Source organism: Aliikangiella litoralis (assembly GCF_052495765.1).
On record NZ_CP199292.1, the window covers coordinates 3,004,132 to 3,029,250 of the forward strand.

Genomic DNA, 25,119 nt, shown 5'->3' on the forward strand with positions numbered 1-25,119 from the left:
TCCTGGCGATTTTTTCCTCAAAGGCGAGATAATTTTTTCGTCCATCTGTTTTGGTACTTAATGGTACTCAGTTTCTCCTTTCATTTTATTAGTGCTACTTTCTATCTCGCACTCGGGTTTGAAATAAGTGAAGTTTTAAAGTACAGCTCCATACTGGGGTATTGGATGCTTTCTATCATGCCTTGTATTCTTTCTACGTTATTTTTAGGTGAGTTAACTGTCATGCCTAAAAAACATAACCCAATGGCTTCTATGCTTTCTATTATCAGTCGTGATGCAAAGAAGCTTTTTATTGTTTGTTTCATTATTTCGATCATTACTATTCTAATGTCAATGAAGACCGCTTTGCCACTTGATCAAAGAGATTATCAATTTGGAAATCGATATGCGCTTGCTTATATGGCTGCTTTTGGTATTGTCTGGGTCGCCATGCTTGTTTCTGGGTTACGTCCGGTTGAAAAAGGTCGCCAATTTATCAAACCTGCATTCCGTTATGTAATGGCTATCGTCCTATTATTGATACTTTCAGTTTATCTTATCGACTACGGAAGAGCCGGAGGAATTATTTCAATTACATCAACGGTTGCGCTATCACTTTGTTTTTGTTGGTATCGCTTTCGTACTCAATTTATGGACGTCATTCTGCGACAGTTTCTTCGAATTTTAATGGTCATTACTATTGTTTTTGTATTGAGTCAGTTAATATTCTGGATGAATTTAAGACAACTTGATATTAATTCTCAAATGCTGCTTCTCTTCGCTTTTGTAATCACTTTTGGTCTACTTTTTAGTTGGTTTGACCGAAAGTTAAATTCATTATGGCATCCACCAATTACCAGCTTGTCACTTATTCACTCCGAATTACCGGCGATATTAACTCAGTCAACAGAAATTGATCAATCAATCAAAAAAGTAGAAAGTTATCTTTCGCATTTGTTTTCTACTCAAGTTTCTATTAATCGACCAATGCCACATGCCGTTCATACCTTAAAGCTTAAAAGTGAACCTAAAATTGAAGTCCATCTGGGCTATCTTAGACGTTGGATGCCGTGGTTTTCAGAAGCTTTAAACTGGGTTCGGACTGCTGCCTTATATTTACAAGGTCATATTAAAGTATTGCAAACGCTAGAGTATGAACACCAACAAAAATTAAAAACAGAAGCGCTAGCTGGATTGGCAGCCAAAGCTGAATTGATCGCTATGCGTTCCCAAATCAGGCCACACTTTTTATTTAATATATTAAATTCTATACATAATTTTGTGACAACCGATCCGAAAAAGGCTGAACACACGATTGAACTACTTGCTGAACTCATGCGAGGTGTATTGCAGATATCTGATAAAGATGAAGTTTCACTTGCACAAGAACTTGATTTGGTAGAAAAGTATCTCAGTATAGAAAAAATCCGCTACGGCGAACAATTTCAATACGAAATGGATATTGATGAACAATGTTTAGTTGAGAGTATTCCTTCTTTCTCGATCCAGCCACTGGTTGAAAATGCGATAAAACATGCTGTTGACAATCAGATTGAACCAGTGAACATTAAAATTGTGGCGTTTAAAGCCAGTAACTTGCTTAAAATTAAAGTAATTGACGACGGACCTGGATTACTCAACCACTCTTCCAAAGGGTTAGGTATGGCACTTCAAAATATTGAAAACCGATTAAAAATTTTATATGGTGCAGACGGTCAATTTACTTTATTAAATGCTTCTGAACGTGGGGCTATTGCAATGTTTCAAGTACCTTTGGTTTCAACTTAGATTCATTTAAAATGAAAGAAAAAATTAGTGTACTTATTGTTGATGATGAAGCGGCTGCTAGAGAAAAGTTGCAACGCTATGTCGATCTTGATAATCGTTTTGATGTGATTGGCCAAGCAGGAAACGGGCAAGAAGCAATAGACAAAATTACCCGTTTTCAACCAGAAGTCTTATTACTGGATATCCAAATGCCAGGAATGAGTGGTTTTGATGTATTAAGGTTAAAGGACGGTTCAAACACCGCAGTCATTTTTACCACGGCTTATGACGAATATGCAGTTAAAGCTTTTGAAGTCTCTGCGGTAGACTATATTTTAAAACCGATTAGCGAGTCTCGTTTAAAACAGGCTCTAGATAAAGTCTCTAAGCATTTAAAGCTTAATTGGAATGAGAAAATAAATTCAGTTCTTGACAACCTACCACAAAAAAATTACATACAACAAATTGCTGTACGTCAAGCTAAACGCATCAAGTTGCTAAAAATCGAAGATATAAACTTCATTCGCTCGGAACATAGGCTTATTAATATCTATAGCGCCGATGGGGAAAGGTTTTGGACAAATGAAAGTTTAACGCAGCTGGAATCTAGGCTCGACCCTAAGCGGTTTATGCGAGTTCATCGAAGTTCGCTTGTTAATCTTGACGCTGATTTTGATATTGAAATCTGGGATAGTGGGCGTTTAAAAATTCATTTTTCTGATGGTAATCATTTAGTTGTTAGCCGTGAAAATGCAGAGCGACTACGTGATAGGTTAAAAATATGAGTGGGTGGGGCTAAACTAGCTTTTTAATGGAATATCCAGTCAGCTACTTACATTATCTATCACAACCATTGAATGATATTTTTGAATGTGATTGTTATCAAAAAGACAACCTTCGAAATTTGGGTCTGGTGATGTGATGTTAGACTATTACAATAGAATGCAAACTCGCCATAATATTATTTTGATAATGCCGTGTTCGGTTGAGCAGGGATCAATAAAGACAATCCTGCTGCGAGCAATAGGAATCCCGAAGACACAAACAAACACCATTCGAGCCCATAGGCTTGATATATCCAGCCCGATAATACGGTGCCGAGCAGGCGTCCCATAGCATTCGCCATGTAATAGAAACCGATATCGAGTGAAACGCCATCTTCTGTTGCCAGATTTACAATCAAAAAGCTGTGCAGTGATGAGTTGATAGCGAAGAGCACACCGAAAATTAGTAAACCAAATATTAGGGCAAACTCAATATCAAATGACTGATAAAAACTGAGACCGATGAGGGCAGGAATAAAGGCCAAAGACATTGCCCAAATAAAAGCGGTTCGACCACCAGGCGTTTGTGTTTTGTCTCGATGCGTCAGCTTAGGAGTGAGGGCTTGAACGCCGCCATAACCAATGATCCATAATGCTAAAAAACCACCTACATAAGAATGAGACCAGTCTAATTTACTAGATAGAAAAACTGGTAATGCCACTACAAACCAAACATCCCGTGCACCAAATAAAAATAAACGTGACGCCGATAAATAGTTAATAGCTTTGCTTTTAGAAAATAATTCCGAAAACTTTGGTTTATTTTTACTTTTGCCAAAGTTCTGTTTCAGTTTAATTACACTCAAGATCCAAACCAGCAATAGCATGATGGCCATGAACAACATCGCGCCCTTAAAACCTAACAAGGAAAGCAGCAAGCCGCCCATGAAAAAACCAATACCTTTGAGTGTATTTTTCGATCCCGTGAGCAGTGCGACCCACCGATAGAGTTTGTCATGCGCATCTTTCGGTACCAGTAATTTGATGGCACTTTTAGCGCTCATTTTATTTAGATCTTTGGCGATCCCGGAGAGCGCTTGTGCCGCCATAACCCAGGGCACGGTAAGCCAGCTTGATGGCACTAGCAACAATCCAAGCGCTACCACTTGCATGACCAATCCCACGTTCATGGTTTTATTCAAACCGAGATGAGCGCCAAGCCAACCACCGACTAAATTGGTTATCACGCCAAAAATTTCATAAAATAAAAATAACATGGCGATCTGCAAGGGACTGTAACCAAGCTGATGAAAATGCAATACGACTAACATACGTAACGCACCATCGGTCAAGGTAAATGCCCAATAGTTGCCCGTTATGATCATATATTGCCGGATTTCGGTGGATAACCCTTGCAGCATGCTCATGTGATCTAGACTCCTTGCTCAATCACCATCTGTAGCAACTCTGCGGTTCGGTTGGCATATCCCCACTCATTAATAAAAATGTATCTAAAAAATGGAGGTGTAGGGGGATTGAAAGTGCTTTTGGCCGAAGCTGTTTCACTTTTGCTTTCACATCAGCCAGCGGCATATCCATCATCCGCATAATCAATGCCGCCATGAGTCCGGTGCGACCACTGCCGCCTTTGCAATGAATGGCAATGGTATTTTTGGTACCCGGACAGGGCGTAAAAATGAGTGCGCCCGTTTCTAAATGTAAGATATCATAAGGATGCATGATTAAGTCTCGGAATGAATAATAGTAAAAGAATTTTTAGAACGGTTTGTAAAAGCCACCAGCGAGAGCATGACTGGGACTTCAACCAAAACACCGACCACGGTCGCTAACGCTGCGCCGGAATGTAAGCCAAATAAGGAAATGGCTACAGCAACCGCCAACTCAAAAAAATTAGACGTGCTTATCAAACAAGCTGGTGCTGCAACGTCATAGGAAAGCTGAAGTTTTTTGGCAAACCAGAACGTAATGAAAAAAATGCCGTAAGTTTGAATTAACAAGGGTATGGCGATCATGGCCATTGCTAATGGCTGAGTTAAGATAACTTCAGACTGAAAGCCAAACAACAACACGACCGTGGATAAAAGCCCAACTATCGACCAAGGTTTACAATATATTAAAAAACGCGTCATTCGATGGGGGCTCGATGAACTTAGCAACCAGCGACGCGTGAGCACTCCCGCAATTAACGGAAATACAACATAAAGCACAGTCGACAAAACTAACGTTTCCCAAGGAACAGAAATTCCGCTGATCCCCAATAACAATCCCGCAATTGGCGCAAATGCAAAGATCATAATCACATCGTTTACTGACACTTGCAGTAAGGTGTAACTGGGATTGCCATTGGTGAGTTGACTCCACACAAAAACCATAGCCGTGCAGGGGGCAACGCCCAGCAAAATCATACCCGCGATGTATTCCTTTGCTGTCATTGGATCTACCCAGGATGCAAACACCAGTTCAAAGAACAGCCAACCCAAAAGCGCCATAGTGAAGGGTTTGATTAACCAATTGATGACGAGCGTTAACATCAGTCCTTTCGGTTGTCGACTCGCTTGTTTCATCGACGCAAAGTCCACCTGTATCATCATGGGATAAATCATGGCCCAGATTAGCAAGGCAACGACCAGGTTCACGTGCGCATATTCAACTGCCGCGATCTGCTGAAAAGTATCGGGGAAAAAGTTACCCAGAGTCAGCCCCAAGAGAATTGCTAATGAAATCCACAACGACAAATAACGTTCAAATACGCCCATCTTCATTAGCCTTTACACAAAAAAGCTTTTCGAGTCGGTCGATCACCCATGTCGGTTAGTCGACTCAAAGGTTTTTCAATGGCTTGTGAATGATTGGCTTCCGTCGTTTCCAAGATCGATATCGCCCAGGCAGGAAGCGTTACGTTTAATCGGTAATACACCCATTGTCCATGACGATCATCTTCAAGGATCTCAGAGTTTTTCAGATAGGCAAGATGCCGTGAAATTTTCGGCTGGATCTCATCGAGAGCGGTGGTCAGTTCACACACGCATAGCTCACGCTCCTTCAGAATAAGAAGTAAGATCTTTAATCGGGTATCGTCCGAAAGGCACTTATAAAACTGTGTCGGCTCAAACATAGCTAAATCGTTTTTTTGTTTATCTTGGATCAACAAAAACATTTTGATCCGTTTATAATAATATATGTATATGTGTATATGCATATATTATGCAGGAGACGAACGAAAGTAAAGTGAAACTTTTAAGAGCGTAACTGTAAGTAACAGTGAGCTCGAATGGCTCCAGAGTATGGTTGGTAGCGATGAAAAACGCCGTTTACTTTTCGATTTAGACAATTCAATTCAATCCCTGACGAGCAAACTCGATGATGCGCCGGAGCTAGTGCAGCTCACTGGAATATACCATAATCTGGTTCGCCAATGGTCACAAATCTGAGATGCTAAAAAAGTCAACGAGGGTTTACTAAGAAAAATTCAAAATTAAATTGAATCCATGTGAAAGCTCGGTTACTTTAAAGCATATCCTGAGTGGCCAATAAACTTGTGATAAATTCATAAATTCGTAAGTGGTTGAATTAAAACTTGGTACAAACAAGCTATCAATATAAAAGCTTGTTTGTTAGACGAACAATTTATAGAGGTTCCCGTAAAAGGACTAAGCGATGAATCTTCAGCAGCTGTTTGTGTCGAGGGAAGCTGTATCTATGGACTATTAAACAAAGAAAATTTTATGGAGCAATTATGAGAAAAATCATAGTTTTTGTTATTCTTTATACACTTCTATCTCCTGTTACTGCAAGAGAGAAAAACGCTTTAGATTATGAATTAAAGTCAAAGATTTCTGACCATAATTTAATCTGTGAATTAGAGTCTTTGAACGAGCTAGATGGCACGAATGTTGAGAGTTCTACGCCTAAAGTTAAATTCAGAATAGAAAGAGCAAGTAAGAGCGAGGTTTACATGTCCCCAGTTTGGGAGGGCGAGGGTCAAATGCCATACAACCCAAAGCTAGAAATATTAGGTTTTTATGATATTGATGATGATGATGCCATGTGGTTACTAGCTAATTCAGTATTTGGAAAGCTAGTTATAAGATACAACCACATTGCTCAAGATAAGTCCGTTCAAGACGGAGAAACGACTTTGTCGATATCTGCTATGACTGCCGAGAGAAACCAGCTTGGTAGAATTTATGCTGGTATTGGTTTTTGTAAGATAGACAAAGAAGCAAAGTCTGACTTTCCGTTTAAGGACTCAGAAATCCCTCCGCAAAATTATTCTCATGCAAAAATGTACTATTATCCAGATTTAAAAATGCCAAAGCATTTTATGGGGATTTCACTAGGCGGAAGGGAGATATCCACCATTGTCAAAGAACACAAAGGCACCGTCGTAAAACATTCTAATTGGAAGCAGGTATTTAAAGAGCCTAAAACTCGTAAATACGCCCAAGCACTTTGCTATATTCCAAGACATCTACTAGTGTTTTTTGACGAAAAAAATGCACCTTTGTCCTATGTTGAGGTATGTTTGCAATGTAAAGGTTATAGGAGCAGCGATTTTAAAACTAAGCTTGATATCCATGAATTCGCGAAAGTTGTGAATGCAGCAAACCTTCCAATATCACCTGAAGGTATTAGCTTAGAAAAATATATTCAAAAAGATAAAGAAGCTATCGAGTATTTTGAAGCACGTCGCTCTAAGGAACAAACTAAGTGATTTTGGGAGTTAGTATTCAAATTAAAATAATTAATACAAAACTTAAAAAACAAAGTGAATAAAAGCAAAAAGATTACATTAATAGTGAAAAAATACGGTCTATCTCGATCACAATATTCTAGACTCATTACTAAAAAATAGAATTTCAAACTTATTAGACTATTTCCTAGATGAAGACATTGTCTATTTGTTCAAATGAAAACCTGGTTGAAATCAGAGAATCGGTCGAATATGAGGGGAAGTTACTTGCAATCCTAAAAAAGCTCAATGCCAAGTATTTGTTTATTGAGAATGATAAGTTTGGAAGAGCAACTGGTAAATTTGAGTTTCAAGATAGTAGCCTCTGGACTTCTATTTTGATTTAGATAATGTACTATCTGAAACTACAGATTTAATTTTTGGTTTGGATAAAATTATTCAAAAGTTTTATGGCGGAGCAAGCGATAAGTCTTATTCAGAAATATTACAGTAAGCTTCTCAAGATTTAGGCCGTATGCTTGATGAAGAAATTGAAGAGAAAAATTGGCGATATAGAAGAAAAGGTTGATTCACTTATTGATAAAGCCTCACAACAGAACCAAAACGCGAGAACTCAGGGGTGGCTATTAATACAAATTGCTAATACTGATTTGTCTACACCAATCAGGAGACTCAATTTCATATAAACTATGTATTAGAAATTGAGGAAAGTGTAGTAAAAGGATGCCTATGAGTCACACAATTTAAGAAATAACCTATTGAAACTATCTTGTTTAGATTCCTGTTATAAAAAACACTAATAAGTTTTAATAGGTTAAGATTTATATTACCGCTTAAATGTGTGTGTTCTCATTTATGTTTAGTATCATTGATTCATGACTATATTCAGCTTAAAAACATTTTGTTTTTCGCGACATATATTGTTATTTCATATTTTGTATTGTTTTTTAACATATCGCATCACGTTTGGCACATTGGAAGAAGAGTTATTTGTTTATTACGAGATTGAAAGTTACTATGAAAACTACAATCTAATTGAACCGATTACTGTTAATCGATTTAGGTACCGATAATACTGTTTGCTAAATGATATAAACAGCTTGTATTTCTAACTTCTGCCCCCATATTAGATTAGATGGCGAAAGTGTCTTTTGCCTAAAAAGGGAGGTAGATTCCGTGTCCCAAGATAATAACCCACAAGGTGATCCGTGGGGAGGAGGAAACAACTCTCCCCCCGAGCTCGAACAATTCATTAAACAAAATACTGAGCGTTTTAAACGATTTCTTCCGGGGGGAAGCCCGTCAGGATTTTTGTCCCTCTTAACTGTCATTTTTCTCGGCACACTCATATGGACTGCATTGTATACGGTTCCAAGCGATTCGGTTGCGGTGGTTCAGAGGTTTGGTAAATACACCCATGACGTCCCATCTGGTCTACATTTTAAATTTCCTCTGGGTATTGATTCAGCAACTATCGTGCCGGTCAAAAGGCAACTCAAACAAGAATTTGGCTTTGCGACACCCGGCGCAACTGATCCCTATCAAATGCCTAGAACTTATGATCACAGCCGTGAAACGCAAATGGTGACCGGTGATTTAAATGCTGCACTAGTTGAATGGGTGGTGCAGTACCGAATTTCAGATCCGGTTAAGTTTTTGTTCGAGGTAAGAGAGCCTAGTGAAACACTGAGATATGTCTCTGAATCCGTTATGCGCGAAGTCGTAGGTGATCGCACTGTTGATGAAGTGATAACAGTTGGTCGCCAGAACATTGAATCTGAGGCGCTTACGAAAATGCAGGAACTCTCGACTAAGTACACAATGGGGATCAGTATTGATCAGGTTCAGTTGAAAAATATCAATCCTCCGAAACCGGTTCAAGAGTCATTTAATGAAGTCAATCAGGCGCAACAGGAAAAAGAAAAGCTGATTAATGAGGCGCGCAGAGATTACAACAAAGTCATCCCTCTTGCACAAGGTGAAAAAGATCAGCGTATTCGCGAGGCAGATGGTTATCGCATAAAACGAATAAATGAAGCCGAAGGTGATGCCGCCAGATTCAATGCCCTGTACTCAGAATACATTAAAGCCCCAGAGGTAACCCAACGCCGAATCTACATAGAAACGATGCAGGCCGTTTTACCGAACATTCAATCGAAAATCATCATTGATGAACGAACCGGTAATGTTTTGCCCCTGCTTAACCTTGATGGTAAGACAGGAGAAAAACAATGAAAACGTTAAAAAATTCGATATTCATCGGGCTAATAGTGCTGGTCGTGCTTAGTTTAAAAAGTGCACTTTATACAGTTAGTGAAGTAGAGCAAGTCATTATTACTCAATTCGGTAAACCCGTGGGCGAATCAGTTATCGAAGCCGGCCTTAATATCAAAATGCCATTTATTCAGGCTGTTAATGCTATTGATAAGCGTGTATTGGAATGGGATGGTGATCCTTCGGATATGCCGACCAAAGACAAACTCTATATTTCCGTTGATTTATTTGCTCGTTGGCGAATTACCGATCCACTGCAGTATTTTTTACGGCTAAAAGATGAACGTAGTGCCCAATCCAGGCTTGATGATATTCTGGGCAGTGAAACGCGTAATGCTGTGGCAAAACATGAACTTATCGAAATCATTCGTACCACAAAAAATCGAGAACCATTACAAACTGAGGTATTAGAAAATAATGATTCTGATTTAAATGTTGGATTGCTAGTACCTATTCATAAAGGACGAAAACTGGTGGAGCAAGAAATATTTACCGCGGCAGCGGATAAAGTCAAAGTGTTTGGTATTGAACTACTGGATATTCGTTTTAAACGGATCAACTATAACGCGAGTGTCAGACCTAAAATTTATGAGCGCATGATTAGTGAACGTCGGCAGATTGCAGAACGTTTTTTATCTGAAGGTAATGGCGAAGCTGCACGAATTCGTGGTGATCGAGTGAGAGAGCTGAATAAAATTCAGTCAGAAGCTTACCAACAAGTTGAAGAAATTCGTGGACTTGCAGATGCAAAGGCAACAGAAATTTATGCGCTTGCCTACAATCAAAGCTCGCAATCTGTCAATCTCTATGAGTTTACTCGAACAATGCAGTCTTACTCGACAATTATTGCTAAAAATACAACCCTGGTTTTATCGACCGATAGTGATTTATTTAAGTTTCTAAATGGCATTGAATCCGCTAAGGATATTTTAATTACAGAGCCTTAAATCAGTTAAATGAATCAGTTAAATAGACATCAATCTTGAACCGTTGATACTGGATTACTCCAAATTTTTAGGGATAACGAAAATGAAAGCCAATGATACATCAATGCTCAAAAAGTATGGCATTACTTGTGAACAAAAATGCATCTACAAGTATAAAACTTATCGGTATGACAAGCTTCAGGATGCAATCAATTTTGCCAAACTTGATCGCGAGCTAGAGGATGAAAACTTGGACCTATTAGCGGTTGATAACAACGTTCAATCAAAACAAAGTGAAGCTGATGATTGAACCTGCAAGTAGTAAGCGAGGTCATTCAACACAATTACCTAAAGAGCATATTGACTGGATAGTCCAACCCATTAATCGATTTGTTAAGGTTGAAGCGGCGGCAGGCGTTGTTTTGCTGTTATTCACCCTATTGGCTTTATCCTTGGCAAATTCACCACTGAGTGAAACCTTTGCCAGCTTTTGGCATATCTCCCTTGGAATAAATTTAGGAGATATAGTGTTTGAGCGCTCATTACATGGATGGATCAATGATGCAATAATGACCTTGTTTTTCTTTTTGATTGCATTGGAACTCAAACGAGAGCTAGTGCTCGGAGAATTGCGTAATCCTCGGCTTGCGATGCTATCAATTTCAGCTGCCATAGGTGGAATGTTAGTGCCAGCACTGGTATATTTATTTTTTCAATATGGTGAATCTGGTCAGCGAGGTTGGGGAACGGTTATGGCAACCGACACCGCCTTTGTGATTGGTTGCCTTGCACTACTCGGTCAGCGTATTCCAAAGAGCCTAAGAGTGTTCATGCTATCATTGGCTGTAGTTGATGATATCGGTGCCATCATCGTCGTCGCTATTGGGTATGGCAGTGATATTAATTGGCTCGCTGTTGGACTGGCGTTACTTGGTTTCATTGTGGTTAAAATGATGTCCTTTCTTGGCATCCGTAGTATGACTTTGTTTTTTATGGTGGGAAGCCTTATATGGCTAGCGATTGATGCTTCAGGGATCCATCCAACGGTTACCGGCGTTATTCTAGGATTAATGACCCCAACCAGAAAATGGGTAACTGATGAACGATTGCATACTATTGTCAATTGCATAGTCGCTTATCCTCCTGGCGATCATTGGAGTGGTGATACGCCTGAACGCAAGGCATTAAAAACGGCTGAGGCAGCGGCTCGTGAAACGCTTTCGCCAGTTGAGCGCCTTGAAATAGTGCTTCATCCTTGGGTTGGTTTTGTTGTAATGCCTCTGTTCGCTTTTGCTAATGCAGGTATTCCACTTACCGGAACAAATTTTATTACGCCACTAACAATGGCCGTAATTTTTGGATTCGTGGTTGGCAAACCTTTGGGAGTCTTCTTATTCAGTTGGGCTGCTGTTCAACTGCGAGTCGCCGTACTGCCATCCAGTTTAAATTGGCGAATGATTCTTGGTGGTGGCATGTTAGCTGGTATTGGCTTCACTATGGCTTTATTTATTGCCAACCTGGCTTTTAATCCTGCTGAAATTAATGCTGTTAAACTAGGGATTCTCTCAGCATCAGTATTCTCTGCGTTGCTCGGTTTTGCGTTGTTATGGTATTTTTCTAATTCTACAAACAATGTGGATGTGAACAACGCTTCCTGTTATGCACAGCAACAGCACGTCCCGAAATCTTAGAGGCATTGGTATGACTCCTACGACGAAAAAGCAATGGCGTGAACGCTACTTAACGAGATTAGATGAAAATGGTTTTGAAAAGAGCTATTGGTCTTTAAAGAAACTAGCCCAGGATTTTAACTTCGTACTGAGTGAACAGCCGTTTGTTACCAAACTGTTTTTAGAAAATGTCATGCGGAACTTTGAAAGTAATGTAGACAGGGAAAATATGGGATCTTTGCAGGCACTAATCAAATCATTAAGCAAAACAGGTGATGGTGGTGATTTTGAATTTCAATTTTATCCCAGTCGAGTGCTCATGCAGGATTATACCGGTGTACCCGCTATTGCCGATCTGGCAGCAATGCGCGATGCCGTGTTCGCTGGCGGCGGTGACGCTGAAAATATTAATCCAATGTGTCCTGTTGATTTAGTTGTCGATCACTCTGTGATCGCCGATCAAGCTGGCCATTCCGAAGCCTTACTACACAATCGTCAACGCGAAATGGAACGTAATCAAGAGCGTTATCAATTTTTAAAATGGGCCCAGAATTCCTTTAATAATCTAACCGTTGTTCCACCCGGCAAAGGGATTTGCCATCAGGTCAATCTCGAGTATTTTGCCCAAGTGGTGCGTGAAAAAGAGGGCGTGCTCTATCCTGATACCTTGGTAGGTACTGACAGTCATACCACAATGGTCAACGGACTTGGTGTGCTTGGCTGGGGAGTAGGCGGCATCGAGGCCGAGGCGGTGATGTTAGGACAGCCGCTCAGTTTAAACGCACCTAATGTTGTCGGCGTCAAGCTAGTCGGAGAGTTAGCGCCAGGCGTTACCGCGACAGACTTGGTGCTAAGCATTACCGAAATTTTGAGAAACTACGGCGTGGTAGGTAAATATGTCGAGTTTAATGGTTCCGGTGTTATCAAACTCAGCGTTGCTGATCGTGCTACCATCGCTAATATGGCACCAGAATATGGCGCGACTTGTGCGTTGTTTCCAATTGACGCAAAAGTTATTGAGTATTTAACCTTAACCAATCGTTCAGCCTCATTAACTAAGCGAGTACATGATTATGCGGTTGCGCAGGGCCTGTTTTACAACACCGAACATCAGACCGAATCGCCCCAGTATAGTGAAAGCTTAAGCATTAATTTAAATGAAATTGTGCCTTGCGTTGCTGGACCCAAACGTCCACAGGACCGGTTACCACTTGCTGCGATCAAACGAAAAACGCTGGAAGAAATCGAATTGGCTGGACATACTTTACCGATTGACTCCAATCATCAGCAGCCAAAGTTAATGGACGGCGACCTTGTGATCGCAGCTATAACTTCATGTACCAATACATCCAATCCTGGAGTGATGTTACTTGCAGGCTTGCTTGCCAGGGCCGCTGTCGAAAAAGGCCTATCGGTCAAGCCACATGTTAAAACCTCTCTTGCACCAGGCTCGCAAGTCGTTGCCAGCTATCTGGATAGCTCCGGCTTGCAAAGTGACCTTGATCAGCTGGGGTTTCAACGCATCGGCTTTGGTTGTACAACCTGTATTGGCAATTCAGGCCCTTTAAATGAAGGTCTTGAATCGGTGATTGAGCGCGATAAGCTGCAAGTCAGCTCAGTGCTTTCAGGAAATCGAAATTTTGAAGGAAGAGTTCACCCATCGGTTCGACTCAACTGGCTGGCTTCGCCGCCACTGGTGGTTGCCTTTGCTCTGGTCGGGCACACGCGAATTGACTTTGACAATGAACCTTTAGGGATAGATAAAGCAGGCAACCCCGTTTTTTTACGTGATATCTGGCCCGACAGTACACAATTGACACAAGTAATGTTGCAGGTTAATCAAACGCTTTACGCACAGTCATATCAAGATATCCTGAAAGGCGATGAATATTGGGATGCCTTAAGTGTTGAAAACAGCGTGTGTTTCCCCTGGAATGTCGAGTCAACTTATATTCGCATGCCACCTTTCTTTCAACACAATGAAGAGCCTGAACCTATTATTGGCGCAAAAATATTGGCGATACTGGGCGACTCCATTACAACCGATCATATTTCTCCCGCAGGGCAAATAAGCGCAGATAGCCCGGCTGGCAAATATCTACTTGAACGCCAAGTGAAGCCTGAGCAATTTAACAGCTATGGCGCGCGTCGTGGCAACCATGAGGTGATGGTGCGTGGAACCTTTGCGAACAAGCGGTTGAAAAACGCAATAGTTAAGCCAATAGAAGGCGGGTTCACCCGAGTTTCGAAGAAGAATAAAACTACTGGCCTCAGTCACATTGCACCGCCTGAGCCGTTGACAATTTTCGCGGCTAGCCAATATTACAGCGAGGAGAATATACCTTTGGTGATTTTTGCAGGGAAAGAATACGGTACAGGCTCGAGTCGTGATTGGGCCGCAAAAGGATGCTTGTTGCTAAATGTTAAGGCCGTCATTGCAGAAAGTTTTGAGCGCATTCATCGCAGTAATTTGATCGGGATGGGGGTTATGCCATTGCAACTGTTGCCAGAAAAAACAGTAAGTGACTTGCAGTTGCTTGGCGATGAGTCCATAACTATTGAACCCATTACCACCGAATGGTCGACAGATGCTATTAATAATAAGCAGCAACTATTCAACCAAAAACTGACGCTGACAATAACAAGAGCGAGAACACACTCATCGTCCGGCCAACCTAATGCTACAACCCAAACCATTCCGGTTATTCTCAGAATCGATAATAATCGCGAATTGGATTACTTTCTCGCAGGAGGTGTTTTACCCTACGTTGCACGGCAATTTATAAAAACGCCGATTTAAGCTAGTGGTGTCATAATTAAACCGATCAGGAAAGTTACGATGAATGAATTCTCTAAAACTCAGCAACACATAACTGCCGAAGAGCGTGCTGAAACAGGTGTAACAAAAGACGCTCTATGGGGCAAACAAACTCGGCTATCACTTAAATATTTTGCTATTGGAAAACATGTTTTTGAAACGGTATTTATTGATGCCCTGGTTTCAATCAAGCGCGCCTGTGCGCAAGTTAATTATAGACTAGAGCTAATAAGTGAAGAGCAGCTCGAAGCTATTGTTTACGCCTGTGATGAAGTGCTGAAAGGAAAGCACGCCGATCAATTTCCATTGCGAATATGGCAAACGGGTTCGGGCACACAAACTAATATGAATGTTAATGAAGTTGTTGCATCACTGGCTAACAGTTTTATCTGTCAGAGCGAACAAGAGGATAATTCAGCAAGTAGTGTTTTTTTGCATCCCAATGATCACATCAATATGTCGCAGTCATCCAACGATGTGTTTCCTACGGCCATGCATATCGTCGTTGCCAAACAGGTTACAGAATTTTTGCTGCCTTCGCTCAAGTTAATCGAGCATGAGATACGCCAAAAACAAAAGGAGTTTGAAAGCGTTTATACGGTAGGACGAACTCACTTGATGGATGCGCTGCCTATCAACGCCGGAGCCCTTTTGTCGGCTCATGGCAGTCAGATAAATGCAGCAAAACAGGCAATTCAAGAGAGTATGGACTTGGTGTACCAGCTAGCACTGGGGGGGACGGCGGTAGGTTCAGGTGCGAATGCGCCAGAGTTATTTGGTCAACAAGCTATTGAGCTGTTAGCAGAAGAATATCAATTACCTTTTGCTCAACACCCTAATTTATACGCTGCTGTTTCCGGCGAGGAAACATTACTGAAATTGAGTGGTGCGCTTAAACAGCTGGCCGCAACCCTATTTAAAATAGCCAATGATTTTCGACTGCTGGGTAGCGGACCACGATGTGGCTTGAACGAGTGGCATCTGCCTGCCAATGAGCCGGGCAGCTCCATTATGCCGGGTAAAGTAAACCCCACCCAATGCGAGGCATTAAGCATGGTATGTTTACAAGTTATTGGTAATGATCTAACAACATCTCTTGCCGCTTCGAATGGGCTTTTGCAACTGAATACCTACCGTCCCGTAATTATTCACAACGTTTTAGAAAGTATTGAGTTATTGAGTGATGCGATAACCTCTTTTTCAAAAAACGCTATTCAGCGATTAGCACTTAATCAAACTCAAATCGATGCCAATATGCGTAACAATTTGTCGGTAATAACATTATTAGCCCCTCAGCTGGGCTATGATGTCGCTAGCAAAATCGTCAAACAGGCAGCTGAAAAAAGCATATCTTTAGCTACAGCTGCGGAGACTTTAGGCTTATACAGTGTTGCAGAGTTTAATCAATTGCTGGATGAACATTTGAATAGACAAATTACTCAATTACAATGAATTAATTAACCTGAGCTCAAGTGGAAACGGCCATTCAATTTAATTGGGCTTAAAGTCATTGAAAATAAAAATGATTCTATTAATTATTTTGAATTTCTTATCCAGAACTGAGGTTAATTAGACTTTTCCATGCCAAATTTTATATGAAATATTATTCTTATCTGAGTTTTTTACCGAATACATAAGTTCATCCGCTATTTTCATAGCTTCTTTAATATCGGAAGGCATCGTCTCGAATGTTACCATACCAACACTAAAGCTAACCGGCCATTTTCCGTGAATCATATATTTTTCCAATAGATTACTTGCTTTTGCAAAAGCAGCTTTGGCTTCTTCTTGTCTTGTTTCTGGCAATAAGCAGGCAAACTCATCGCCGCCTAACCTTGCAACTGTGTCTGTTGTTCTTAAAGATTTTTTCAAACAATTAGCTACTCCAATCAGCAACTCATCACCAGCGGCATGGCCACGAGAATCATTGACGAATTTAAAATTATCAATATCTAAATAAGCAAGTGAGAAGATGTGCGCGTATCTGGATGAACGCACTAATTCATTAGCCAGTTCGATATAAAAACCTCTTGAATTATTAATGCCTGTTAGATTATCAAAATCGGCAGCTATCGATTCTATGCGATGAACGTTACGGAAATTTGTAATCAGTATTGCCAAAACAAAAAAGTTGATCAGGCAGGGGAGACCGTAATTTAATAAAGTAATAGCTTCAAACTCAGTATGAAGGGTATTAATTAAAAGCAAAAAAACCGTTGATACCACAGCTAAGATCATTCCAGATTTCCTGGAACCATACCAACTAGCAAGAACAATAGGGAAAATATAAAAAAATTCTACAAAAACAACTTTACCTAACACCATTGAAAAAGCGCTGATTGAGAATACCATCACCAAAACCAATCGCCAAATAAACCTGGGCGAACGTTTGTCTAGAATGTTTAAGATTGTTTTCAATGTAAAGGTATTCCAAGTGAGCTCTATCTAGATGTAGCTAAGAAGTTTAATTATAGTCCAAGCCCTCAAGCATTCGTTAAATAACGAGCTACAAATTAAAACTTCTGCAATATTAGAGGAAGAAGCTTTATCAAATTAGTATTCCTGAACAATATCAGTTCATTGGCTTTGCCGTTCGTTATGAGCAACGTTTCACGCTTAGCATAGAACATACAAAAAGAATAGAGTGGATAATCTGAATTGCTCTTGAACTATTTGGGCAATTTTATAGCCGATAGCGGAATAACATTGCTCTCATTTGGTACGCTAACGTACAGACGAATCTTTCCGAGTAAAATATGATTGTTGTTCTTACAACTGATAGTTATGAATGAAGAGAGTTTTCTCTTTGGAGATAATATGAACAACTCGAAATGCATTACCTTTTTTACCTACACCATTATCCTGACGCTGTTGTCATTAATCAATACTACTAACGCGGATACTGCACCTGATACAGTTGCTGATGTGCGTCATAAAACTCAAATTTTAACAACTTATGCACTAAGCCGATTTTTACGTGTTCATGATATTAATGTAGAGGTAAAAAACGGTAAAGCAACATTGACAGGAAAGGTTGACGCGGTTGTTAACAAAGAGCTTGCCAGTCAAATTGCTCTGAGTGTTAAGGGGATTAAGAAGGTGGACAATAAAATTAAGATTGATAAGAACTATGTTGTGTCTGTGAAAAGCAAAGAGCGAAGTTTTGCTGAGAGTGTTGATGATGCAACTATTACTGCCGCGGTTAAATCAAAGCTGATGTGGAGCAAGCACGCTGATGATTTAAATAGCGATGTAGAAACTACCGCAGGTAAAGTAACCCTAAAAGGTACTGCCAATAACTTAATGGCAAAAGAAATGGCTGGACGTCTGGCGACAAGTACTCATGATGTGAGAGCTTTGGATAATCAATTGAAAATTAAGGACAAGAAAATCTCGAAACTGGATGAAGCAACACATTCAAAGGACGGTGTCGGCCAACAACTTGCTGATAGTTGGATTACAACCAAAGTAAAATCGACTTTTTTGTATTCAGGCAATGTTAATAGCAATAATATTTCAGTAAGTACTCTCAATGGAAATGTAACCTTGAGTGGTCAGTTGGGTAGTGATGTTGAACGGAAGCTTGTTGTAGAACTGGCCGAACAAGTAAACGGTGTCAGGCAGGTTGACGCTGATAAACTGAAACACATACTACCTTATGCTGAACAGCCTTAAAACTGAAATTTTTTGACCACAAATTGCAAGCTAATGGGCAGTTGGTTTAGTACTTGAAGACCAGCTGTCTAACAAATACCTCTGTTGATTGGAGAATTCAAATGAGTGAGCACAAAAAATATGTTGAAAAAGTAAAAATAGAACTTGTTCAATGGAATAAAGAGATTGAGGTGCTGGAAGCCAAAAAGCGGACAGCGTCAGCAGAATTGAAAAAGGAATATCAAAAACAAATCGAGATGTTCAAAAGCAAGTGCAATGAGGGAGCTGAAAAGCTTAAAGAGTTACGGAAAACTGATGATAACACCTGGAAAGATGTTAAGCAGGGGTTTGAACATACCTGGAACTCAATTAGTGATGCTTATCATTCAGCCAAGTTTAAAATGTTTGGTAAATAAAATTTAATCTAATCTAAATTTCATAATAATCAATAGCGGCTTATGCCATCTTAGCAAGGCTGATATTATAACGAGGAATATCATCATGAAACAGCGATCACTTCAACATTCTCTTGGTGCAAGTGTAGGCATGGTGTTAATTGTGACATTGACACTTCCATCTTGCCAATCTTTAAAACCACCCAACCAAAAAATTCAATCAGCTGAACAAGCGATCCGCCAAGCTGAGCAAGCCCGAGTAGCTAATTATTCTTCACCGGAGCTGAGGGCTGCACGTGACAAACTAGTAGAAGCTCGCTCCGCTATACGCCAGAATAAAATGATTATTGCGGGACAACTTGCTGAACAGTCTCGGGTAGAAGCAGATTTGGCTGTTGCCAGGTCGGCTGTTACTAAAGCTCGGGAAATTAATAACGAAATTGAAAAAGGTATAGCAATCATGCAGCAGGAAATGCAACGTAATAGAGGAATAAATTAATGAACAATCGCTTCTTCTCCATTAAAAAAAGATTTGCCTGCATCATGGTTACAGCGATGTTAGCCTCGTGTAGCAATACTTCCACTCGTCCGCAAGGTTCAAAGCTGCTGCGTGACCAACTGATTCAGTTGCAGTCAGATCCTCAGCTTGCCAGTCGAGCAGCAGTTGCAATTAAAGATGCTGAAGCTGCTGTTAAGAAAGCCGAAGAGCCACAAAAAGATCAATCTTTGAGCGAGCATTTAATACTGATTGCTGAACGTAAAATACAAATTGCTGAGGCGCGTGCTCAAAGTCGTTTGTTAGAAGATCAACGAATTGAACTGAGCAAACGTCGTCATAATGTGCGCCTTGAATCTCGTTCTTTTGAAGTTGAAACAGCTAAAGCAAAAGCTGCTGAGGCGGAACAAAAAATGGCAGATTTACAACGCCAGATTGCAGATCTCAATGCCAACCCCACTGAGCGTGGTATGGTAATGACTTTGGGAGATTTACAGTTCGCTACGGGTAAGGCTAAACTCCGCGACAATGTGTCTGGTTACCTCAGTAAATTGGCTAGATTCTTAAAAGATAGCAGGGAATGGGCTATTCTCATTGAAGGTCATACAGACAATGTCGGTTTCAGCCAATCGAATATCTTGCTATCACAAAAACGAGCAGAGGCTGTAAAAGATTATCTGGTTAACCAAAGTGTTAATTCAAATCGCCTTGATACTGCAGGTATGGGGGCAAGTATACCAATTGCTGACAATAATACAGCAATTGGACGCCAACAAAATCGACGGGTAGAAATTGTTTTTGTTGATAAGATTAAAGAGGGGGAGAAATAGCCCCTAAAATAAATCCAAAAAAACGACCCCGTAACAAATTCTATGTAACTGCCCTAGGTTAAACATAACCTTTTAAGCGGTCTTCAAATTGAATCATAAATCGATTTGAGGCCGATTTTCAATTTCTCATTGGCATTGTTCACTTTTTAGAAATATCTTGTATCGCTAATAAAAGTAAACGACCTTTTAACAGAATCGTCATGCGGAAATAATTTGTGCTTCTTAATTGCTTTTCGAATATCTCTAGGATATTCAAAAAGCGTTTTGAGGGAGTCAGTAGTTCACTTTAATTAGCCAGCTAGTTTATTTTCTTTATTCGAAGGGTGCCAAGGCAACAGACGATCGGTTTCTTTCTTGACTACGGCGTAACATTCACAACATAGTTTTTCGAGTTTAGGTCGATCCAGTACTGTAATATGTCCGCGATAGTATTTGATCACTCCGTGCTTTTGTAGTTTCCCTGCGGCCTCAGTTACGCCTTCACGACGTACGCCGAGCATATTCGCAATTAACTCCTGAGTCATGGTTAATTGGTTGTCTGTGAGGCGATCAAGCGATAACAACAACCATCGACATAATTGTTGATCGATGGAATGGTGCCGATTACACACAGCTGTCTGTGCCATTTGCGTAATCAACGATTGAGTGTAGCGCAACATAAGTTGTAGCATCTCACCGTGACGATTGAACTCATCAATGATTCTATGTCCTGCTAATTGATAAGCATTACCGGCGCTCTGAACTATAGCCCTACTTGGGGTACTTTCGCCTCCCATAAACAAGGCAACACCAATTAAGCCCTCATTGCCAACGACAGAAATTTCTGCTGAAGCACCATTTTCCAATACATAAAGCAAGGATACGATGGAATCAATCGGAAAATAAACATTACTTAACTTGTCTCCAGATTCATACAATACTTTGCCAAGTGGAAAGGGCACCAGTTTCAGGTGAGGGAATAGACGCTGTTGAACGGCCACAGGTAATGCATTCAAAAGGTAATTCTGTTGTGGATTAGGTATATTAAGCATGTCTACCTCCTTGATAGGAAAGACTGTTTAACTAGTTAATAAATAAAAGAGCATAAGAGAGGGCTGTATCGAAATTGGAAATAGAGTAACACAAAAGAGCCCAGTGCTGTATGTACGATACCGTACGGACTAAAAAACTAAACACAAACCTATTAGGTAGAAACTCTCTGGTACCATTGGTATGAGTGCATTGTGTTAGGCCACCGTAGCTAATCACGACGAAAAGTATGCGCTATAGCGAACAGACAGTCTTGTGGGCAATGATCATACTAGCGTATTAATGTGTCACAACTGACGTGCTTAGAACTAAAGGACAATCCAATGGAAATTACAAAGCTTTTACAAGGTAACAGCTTGCTCGAAAGCTTACCACGCAAGGAGCACAAGCGGATTATAAAGCATTGTGAGCCAGTCGCTCTGGATTTTGGTACTGTCTTGTGTAAATCAACTCAACCTATTAAACATGTTTATTTCCCTCTTAGTGGTTTTATTTCGCTGATAGGGTATTTCTAAACAAAAACGGATATTCTCGAATGGCGAGTCAATATTATCATTATAAATCAAAAGGTTACACTAATTTTGTTTCTTGAAAATATTACGGTTTTCGCGGTATAAAACAAAAAAGTGTAACCAGTCTAATTATTTTTCTTTTACTTTGTGCGCTATCCTTCCTTTAACATTAGAACTGTGCTCAAAGTACCTATGTTTTTAAAATCTTAGGGTCATGCATTTTTTTAAAATCGAATGATCTGGAGTCGCGCAATTTACTCTCGGAAAAATCAAATACTCCATGAAGCAATATATGTTCCCAAGTAACTGGTGAAGATAATTTTATTTTGTTGATTAATGCTTCTTTTTCGGCTTTTGACCCAGCATTCATTACTTTCTGTGTTAGGTACATATAGTTCCAACAAACAATCGCGTTTTTAATGACCCTTTTACAACTTTCTACAGCTTCCTGATCTTCTTTTTCAACTTGTGCATATTCTGAGCGTCCTATTGCAAGTGCTCGGTCCAATTTATTTCCACTTTCCCCCTTGTTAAGTTGTTTGTGTACTGCGCTTCGTAACTCAGGATCATCTATATAACGTAATATGTAATGAGACTTAGGAATGCGGCCGAACTCTTTAATCGCGCTATAAAGCGGATTGTTGTTAATAGAGTAGGAGTTTAGTCGTTTAAAAATTTGAGATGCTGTTGCCTCACCCAATTTGATCGAAGCACACAGTCTAAGAATGTCGTCCCAATAAGGCTCGATACGGTCCAACCGAATTTGCTTCCTCGGTAGGATAGGGTAATTCTTCGAAGTGTATGCTTTTTTCCCTTTTAAAGAATAAATCTGTTGCTTGTGAATATTCTTAATTCGAGGCGCGAAAGAAATGTCTAATAGATGAGAGATTCCAAAAACCATTTCTGTATAGCCATGTGTGTCCGTCGAATGCATATCGGATTTAATAACATCATTTTTCATTACACCATCAATCATATAGTGGGCTTCTCGCTCAGCACCGCTAATTACATTAGAGTGATAAAAAAGATGTCGTGTATCGATAAAGTTATAGGCTGCCAGTACCGGATCTTTACCACCGTATTTAAATGAATAGTTAGAATTAAAGGAATCCTTTGAAACCGTCCATTTCTGACCGTCACTTGATGTTTGTAGGCCAAAATCACCAACGTAAATTCCGGCAAGTGGCATGGATTCTACATACTCAAGGATTTTATCGCTTGCTAATCGTGAGTTTTCAACCGACATGTAGTTATTGATGGTCGTTACTAACGCAGAGTTGTTTACTGAACGAGACAGTTTAGTGAATTGTTCAGGACTAAAATGTAAGCCTAAGCCTACGGTAGCAGCAATAAAAACATTGTCATCGGGTCTGTCTTTTAAGTATTCATCGTTATGATGCTGAAACTCGTCTAAAAATCCCGTTGCTTGATGTACCGTATTTAGCACCTCGGAAATAGTTACATAAGAATTTTTTGGAAATAATTCAATATCAACAGACTCTAAAAGTGACTCTTCCTGATAAGTGTTTCTTTGAGATGTTAGTCGATATTCGCCAAATCCTTTGGTTTTTACATATTCGTTCAAGTTTTCTAATATATGCTCATTGGTTTCTTGGTATTGTTGATGGAGTTCTAACCCTAACTCTTTAGTGAGCGCTTTAAAATCAAGGTATTTGAGCATTCCTGCTTGTTCTAATAATGCGTGTTTATTTTTCTCCCATATATTAAGTGAAATTAGATATTCATCGAGACAGCGATACCGGTAAGAATGCTCGAGAAATAGTGAGTCACCTTTTAGAGAGTCGCTAATATGTTTAAACAATGCGACCTTATAAAGTTTTGATTTAAACTCATCATTTGTATCGACATATTTTCTTTCTTCTTTTGATAAAAAACGGATAGGGTAGCGATGATCAACTTTTCCTTGATATTTCTTGAATCTATCAATAGCCGACAGCAGTGGTTTATTAACCGACTGCTCGCTAAACTTAAGTCGTTTGACGATGTCGTTACATCTGCGCTGCAATTTTAGTGAACCATCTTCCAAGTAGTAGTACAAAAGTGCTTCGCCACTTAAGCGATCCAAATCACTTTTAACATCTTCCATCGAGTTCTTGACTTGTTCGCTATCCAGACTCTTTGGAGTTAAGAGTTTTAATGCTCTGGCAACTTTAATTGCGTCGTCCAAACTTTCATCCGCCAATACATTTTTAGCTTTTTCAATCGCAGAAAACATATCGCCTGATTGCTCAAGTAATGTTTTAGTTTTTTTCGACTGTTCGTTTCTTATTTTGTAGTAGTGTTCTTTGGCTTGTCGTTCGGCAACGTTATACGCCGAAGTCACTGAAGCATTGAGAGTATCCACCAAAATATCGTGCAGTCGATAGAACTGGTGAACGACAAAGGTGATCAAGTGTAAGTGGCGATTAGGATCTTTCTTTCGTTGTATCTGAAAAATCTGTTTCTTGTTGACGGATGTCGCATAGTGCCGAATACCTTCACCATTCAGATCGAGTTTTTCAACAATTGGTGCCGAGATTAAAAATAAGTCATAAAGTACATCAAATGCGGCAATATTTTTAGCGATTTTATTTGGCTTGAGCGATTGAGAGAATTTTTTTAATAAAGTTAAACGATATCGAATCGCCTGTGAATCATCAGGAAGCTTATTGTCAAAAAGTTGATCAAGAATGGCCTTGTCGTAGGATGTAAGCTCTCTTTCTACGATTGATAAAAGTTTCTCCTTATGATTTTTGTAACATTTATCAATGAGCGATTTTAACAAATTGTATGATGGTATTTCGATTTTTTCTCGTCTGAGTTCCGATGCAAGGTGACAAAAGCAATCCCTAAAATTCTTTTTGACTCTGGCATATCGATTTACGATTAAGGTAGCTTTCGCGATTGAATCAGAAGTGTTAAAGGGTTTGAAACCTAGAAATTCAAGAATAAGTGCTCTATGGTTGTTTCGCGTGTCGCGGTGGTATTCCTGCCAATCTAGTGTCTTCTGAAAATCGAATCGGCGAGCTAAATATTTTAAATCCCTTGCTTCAGCTTTATCAAAAAACTGATAGGTGACTTTAAAATAAGAATAGGCTAATGCGCAAAAAACTTTATTGGTTGTCCCCCTTACTTTTGACAGTACTTGTTCTTCAAATGATGCGTCAATGTATAGGTAGCGTTGGCGTTGAGGGGAATTAAATTTCGGTGGGGTGTCATGTGATTGCTGACTAAGAAACGGTTTTCGGGCCATAATCTTTCCTTCCTTTGGAGTTGTTGGTTATTTTTTGT

23 protein-coding genes and 1 pseudogene are annotated in these 25,119 nt (G+C 39.8%); 16 read left to right on the top strand and 8 right to left on the bottom strand.

The features are described 5' to 3' along the window. Nucleotides 1-165: 165 nt before the first annotated feature. A complete protein-coding gene (locus ACT5E3_RS12270; protein ID WP_444993826.1) occupies nucleotides 166-1,767 on the top strand; it encodes a sensor histidine kinase in 1,602 nt (533 codons plus the stop codon). Between the two features lie 11 nt (nucleotides 1,768-1,778). Further along, complete coding sequence (locus ACT5E3_RS12275; protein WP_444993827.1) at nucleotides 1,779-2,531, top strand: LytR/AlgR family response regulator transcription factor; 753 nt, start codon at nucleotides 1,779-1,781, stop codon at nucleotides 2,529-2,531. A 176-nt stretch (nucleotides 2,532-2,707) separates the two neighbouring features. Here ACT5E3_RS12275 and arsJ read toward each other — a convergent pair whose 3' ends face one another. From arsJ to ACT5E3_RS12295, 4 genes are read right to left on the bottom strand one after another with little or no spacing between them, the layout of a single operon-like run. Further along, a complete protein-coding gene (gene arsJ / locus ACT5E3_RS12280; protein ID WP_444993828.1) occupies nucleotides 2,708-3,937 on the bottom strand; it encodes an organoarsenical effux MFS transporter ArsJ in 1,230 nt (409 codons plus the stop codon). A 22-nt stretch (nucleotides 3,938-3,959) separates the two neighbouring features. Next, on the bottom strand, nucleotides 3,960-4,250 hold the full coding sequence (locus ACT5E3_RS12285; protein WP_444993829.1) for a protein-tyrosine phosphatase family protein: 291 nt from the start codon (nucleotides 4,248-4,250) through the stop codon (nucleotides 3,960-3,962). A gap of 2 nt (nucleotides 4,251-4,252) precedes the next feature. Further along, nucleotides 4,253-5,287, bottom strand: coding sequence for an ACR3 family arsenite efflux transporter (gene arsB / locus ACT5E3_RS12290; protein WP_444993830.1), 1,035 nt, complete (start codon nucleotides 5,285-5,287; stop codon nucleotides 4,253-4,255). A 5-nt stretch (nucleotides 5,288-5,292) separates the two neighbouring features. After that, nucleotides 5,293-5,688, bottom strand: coding sequence for a metalloregulator ArsR/SmtB family transcription factor (locus tag ACT5E3_RS12295; protein ID WP_444993831.1), 396 nt, complete (start codon nucleotides 5,686-5,688; stop codon nucleotides 5,293-5,295). Nucleotides 5,689-5,815: 127 nt separating this feature from the next. Here ACT5E3_RS12295 and ACT5E3_RS12300 point away from each other — a divergent pair, with 127 nt between their 5' ends. The 9 genes from ACT5E3_RS12300 to ACT5E3_RS12340 all read left to right on the top strand — a co-directional run bounded on the left by ACT5E3_RS12300 (nucleotide 5,816) and on the right by ACT5E3_RS12340 (nucleotide 16,364). After that, on the top strand, nucleotides 5,816-5,962 hold the full coding sequence (locus tag ACT5E3_RS12300) for a hypothetical protein (RefSeq protein WP_444993832.1): 147 nt from the start codon (nucleotides 5,816-5,818) through the stop codon (nucleotides 5,960-5,962). 305 nt (nucleotides 5,963-6,267) lie between these two features. Continuing rightward, nucleotides 6,268-7,245 carry a hypothetical protein gene (locus tag ACT5E3_RS12305; RefSeq protein ID WP_444993833.1) on the top strand — a complete coding sequence of 326 codons (978 nt, stop codon included), beginning with the start codon at nucleotides 6,268-6,270 and terminating at the stop codon, nucleotides 7,243-7,245. Nucleotides 7,246-7,424: 179 nt separating this feature from the next. Further along, complete coding sequence (locus ACT5E3_RS12310) at nucleotides 7,425-7,610, top strand: hypothetical protein (RefSeq protein WP_444993834.1); 186 nt, start codon at nucleotides 7,425-7,427, stop codon at nucleotides 7,608-7,610. 790 nt (nucleotides 7,611-8,400) lie between these two features. Continuing rightward, on the top strand, nucleotides 8,401-9,459 hold the full coding sequence (hflK, locus tag ACT5E3_RS12315) for an FtsH protease activity modulator HflK (RefSeq protein WP_444993835.1): 1,059 nt from the start codon (nucleotides 8,401-8,403) through the stop codon (nucleotides 9,457-9,459). Then, the gene (gene hflC / locus ACT5E3_RS12320; RefSeq protein ID WP_444993836.1) at nucleotides 9,456-10,445 is read left to right on the top strand and encodes a protease modulator HflC; all 990 of its coding nucleotides are present in this window, start codon (nucleotides 9,456-9,458) and stop codon (nucleotides 10,443-10,445) included. The genes hflK and hflC overlap by 4 nt, the downstream gene beginning before the upstream one ends. A gap of 82 nt (nucleotides 10,446-10,527) precedes the next feature. Beyond that, entirely contained in the window at nucleotides 10,528-10,734 is a 207-nt protein-coding gene (locus tag ACT5E3_RS12325; RefSeq protein WP_444993837.1) for a hypothetical protein, read from the top strand. Beyond that, complete coding sequence (gene nhaA, locus ACT5E3_RS12330) at nucleotides 10,727-12,115, top strand: Na+/H+ antiporter NhaA (RefSeq protein ID WP_444993838.1); 1,389 nt, start codon at nucleotides 10,727-10,729, stop codon at nucleotides 12,113-12,115. Before ACT5E3_RS12325 ends, nhaA begins: the two co-directional genes overlap by 8 nt. 10 nt (nucleotides 12,116-12,125) lie before the next feature. After that, complete coding sequence (gene acnA, locus ACT5E3_RS12335; RefSeq protein ID WP_444993839.1) at nucleotides 12,126-14,894, top strand: aconitate hydratase AcnA; 2,769 nt, start codon at nucleotides 12,126-12,128, stop codon at nucleotides 14,892-14,894. Nucleotides 14,895-14,933: 39 nt separating this feature from the next. Then, a complete protein-coding gene (locus ACT5E3_RS12340) occupies nucleotides 14,934-16,364 on the top strand; it encodes a class II fumarate hydratase (RefSeq protein ID WP_444993840.1) in 1,431 nt (476 codons plus the stop codon). Between the two features lie 117 nt (nucleotides 16,365-16,481). On the opposite strand, the gene ACT5E3_RS12345 is transcribed toward ACT5E3_RS12340, so the two are convergent. After that, nucleotides 16,482-17,330 (bottom strand): GGDEF domain-containing protein, encoded by an 849-nt coding sequence (locus ACT5E3_RS12345; RefSeq protein ID WP_444993841.1) that lies wholly within the window; start codon nucleotides 17,328-17,330, stop codon nucleotides 16,482-16,484. 399 nt (nucleotides 17,331-17,729) lie between these two features. On the opposite strand from ACT5E3_RS12345, the gene ACT5E3_RS12350 reads away from it, so the two are divergent. The 4 genes from ACT5E3_RS12350 to ACT5E3_RS12365 all read left to right on the top strand — a co-directional run bounded on the left by ACT5E3_RS12350 (nucleotide 17,730) and on the right by ACT5E3_RS12365 (nucleotide 20,287). Continuing rightward, entirely contained in the window at nucleotides 17,730-18,587 is an 858-nt protein-coding gene (locus tag ACT5E3_RS12350; RefSeq protein ID WP_444993842.1) for a BON domain-containing protein, read from the top strand. Between the two features lie 101 nt (nucleotides 18,588-18,688). Then, complete coding sequence (locus ACT5E3_RS12355; RefSeq protein WP_444993843.1) at nucleotides 18,689-18,982, top strand: hypothetical protein; 294 nt, start codon at nucleotides 18,689-18,691, stop codon at nucleotides 18,980-18,982. Nucleotides 18,983-19,067: 85 nt separating this feature from the next. Next, complete coding sequence (locus tag ACT5E3_RS12360) at nucleotides 19,068-19,460, top strand: DUF4398 domain-containing protein (RefSeq protein ID WP_444993844.1); 393 nt, start codon at nucleotides 19,068-19,070, stop codon at nucleotides 19,458-19,460. Next, nucleotides 19,460-20,287: an OmpA family protein gene (locus tag ACT5E3_RS12365; protein ID WP_444993845.1), complete on the top strand. Its 828-nt coding sequence runs from the start codon at nucleotides 19,460-19,462 to the stop codon at nucleotides 20,285-20,287. Before ACT5E3_RS12360 ends, ACT5E3_RS12365 begins: the two co-directional genes overlap by 1 nt. Nucleotides 20,288-20,405: 118 nt before the next feature. Here the strand turns inward: ACT5E3_RS12365 and ACT5E3_RS12370 are convergent. Both ACT5E3_RS12370 and ACT5E3_RS12375 read right to left on the bottom strand, forming a co-directional pair. Next, a pseudogene (locus tag ACT5E3_RS12370) lies at nucleotides 20,406-20,559 on the bottom strand (IS256 family transposase); the annotation flags it as partial. An 18-nt stretch (nucleotides 20,560-20,577) separates the two neighbouring features. Beyond that, nucleotides 20,578-21,318, bottom strand: coding sequence for a Crp/Fnr family transcriptional regulator (locus tag ACT5E3_RS12375; protein ID WP_444993846.1), 741 nt, complete (start codon nucleotides 21,316-21,318; stop codon nucleotides 20,578-20,580). Nucleotides 21,319-21,639: 321 nt separating this feature from the next. Between ACT5E3_RS12375 and ACT5E3_RS12380 the strand changes: the two genes are divergently transcribed. After that, a complete protein-coding gene (locus tag ACT5E3_RS12380; protein WP_444993847.1) occupies nucleotides 21,640-21,831 on the top strand; it encodes a hypothetical protein in 192 nt (63 codons plus the stop codon). Nucleotides 21,832-22,018: 187 nt separating this feature from the next. On the opposite strand, the gene ACT5E3_RS12385 is transcribed toward ACT5E3_RS12380, so the two are convergent. Then, nucleotides 22,019-25,081, bottom strand: coding sequence for a Tn3 family transposase (locus tag ACT5E3_RS12385; protein WP_444993848.1), 3,063 nt, complete (start codon nucleotides 25,079-25,081; stop codon nucleotides 22,019-22,021). Nucleotides 25,082-25,119 lie beyond the last annotated feature (38 nt).

Coding starts and splice junctions, on each gene's coding strand:
- ACT5E3_RS12360 (WP_444993844.1), top strand. CDS start 19,068: ATGAAACAGCGATCACTTCAACATTCTCTTGGTGCAAGTGTAGGCATG.
- ACT5E3_RS12355 (WP_444993843.1), top strand. CDS start 18,689: ATGAGTGAGCACAAAAAATATGTTGAAAAAGTAAAAATAGAACTTGTT.
- ACT5E3_RS12275 (WP_444993827.1), top strand. CDS start 1,779: ATGAAAGAAAAAATTAGTGTACTTATTGTTGATGATGAAGCGGCTGCT.
- ACT5E3_RS12300 (WP_444993832.1), top strand. CDS start 5,816: ATGGTTGGTAGCGATGAAAAACGCCGTTTACTTTTCGATTTAGACAAT.
- ACT5E3_RS12380 (WP_444993847.1), top strand. CDS start 21,640: ATGGAAATTACAAAGCTTTTACAAGGTAACAGCTTGCTCGAAAGCTTA.
- arsB (WP_444993830.1), bottom strand. CDS start 5,287: ATGGGCGTATTTGAACGTTATTTGTCGTTGTGGATTTCATTAGCAATT.
- ACT5E3_RS12270 (WP_444993826.1), top strand. CDS start 166: ATGCTTTCTATCATGCCTTGTATTCTTTCTACGTTATTTTTAGGTGAG.
- ACT5E3_RS12295 (WP_444993831.1), bottom strand. CDS start 5,688: ATGTTTTTGTTGATCCAAGATAAACAAAAAAACGATTTAGCTATGTTT.
- acnA (WP_444993839.1), top strand. CDS start 12,126: ATGACTCCTACGACGAAAAAGCAATGGCGTGAACGCTACTTAACGAGA.
- hflC (WP_444993836.1), top strand. CDS start 9,456: ATGAAAACGTTAAAAAATTCGATATTCATCGGGCTAATAGTGCTGGTC.
- arsJ (WP_444993828.1), bottom strand. CDS start 3,937: ATGAGCATGCTGCAAGGGTTATCCACCGAAATCCGGCAATATATGATC.
- ACT5E3_RS12365 (WP_444993845.1), top strand. CDS start 19,460: ATGAACAATCGCTTCTTCTCCATTAAAAAAAGATTTGCCTGCATCATG.
- ACT5E3_RS12285 (WP_444993829.1), bottom strand. CDS start 4,250: ATGCATCCTTATGATATCTTACATTTAGAAACGGGCGCACTCATTTTT.
- nhaA (WP_444993838.1), top strand. CDS start 10,727: ATGATTGAACCTGCAAGTAGTAAGCGAGGTCATTCAACACAATTACCT.
- ACT5E3_RS12325 (WP_444993837.1), top strand. CDS start 10,528: ATGAAAGCCAATGATACATCAATGCTCAAAAAGTATGGCATTACTTGT.
- ACT5E3_RS12385 (WP_444993848.1), bottom strand. CDS start 25,081: ATGGCCCGAAAACCGTTTCTTAGTCAGCAATCACATGACACCCCACCG.
- ACT5E3_RS12375 (WP_444993846.1), bottom strand. CDS start 21,318: ATGCTTAATATACCTAATCCACAACAGAATTACCTTTTGAATGCATTA.
- ACT5E3_RS12350 (WP_444993842.1), top strand. CDS start 17,730: ATGAACAACTCGAAATGCATTACCTTTTTTACCTACACCATTATCCTG.
- ACT5E3_RS12340 (WP_444993840.1), top strand. CDS start 14,934: ATGAATGAATTCTCTAAAACTCAGCAACACATAACTGCCGAAGAGCGT.
- ACT5E3_RS12305 (WP_444993833.1), top strand. CDS start 6,268: ATGAGAAAAATCATAGTTTTTGTTATTCTTTATACACTTCTATCTCCT.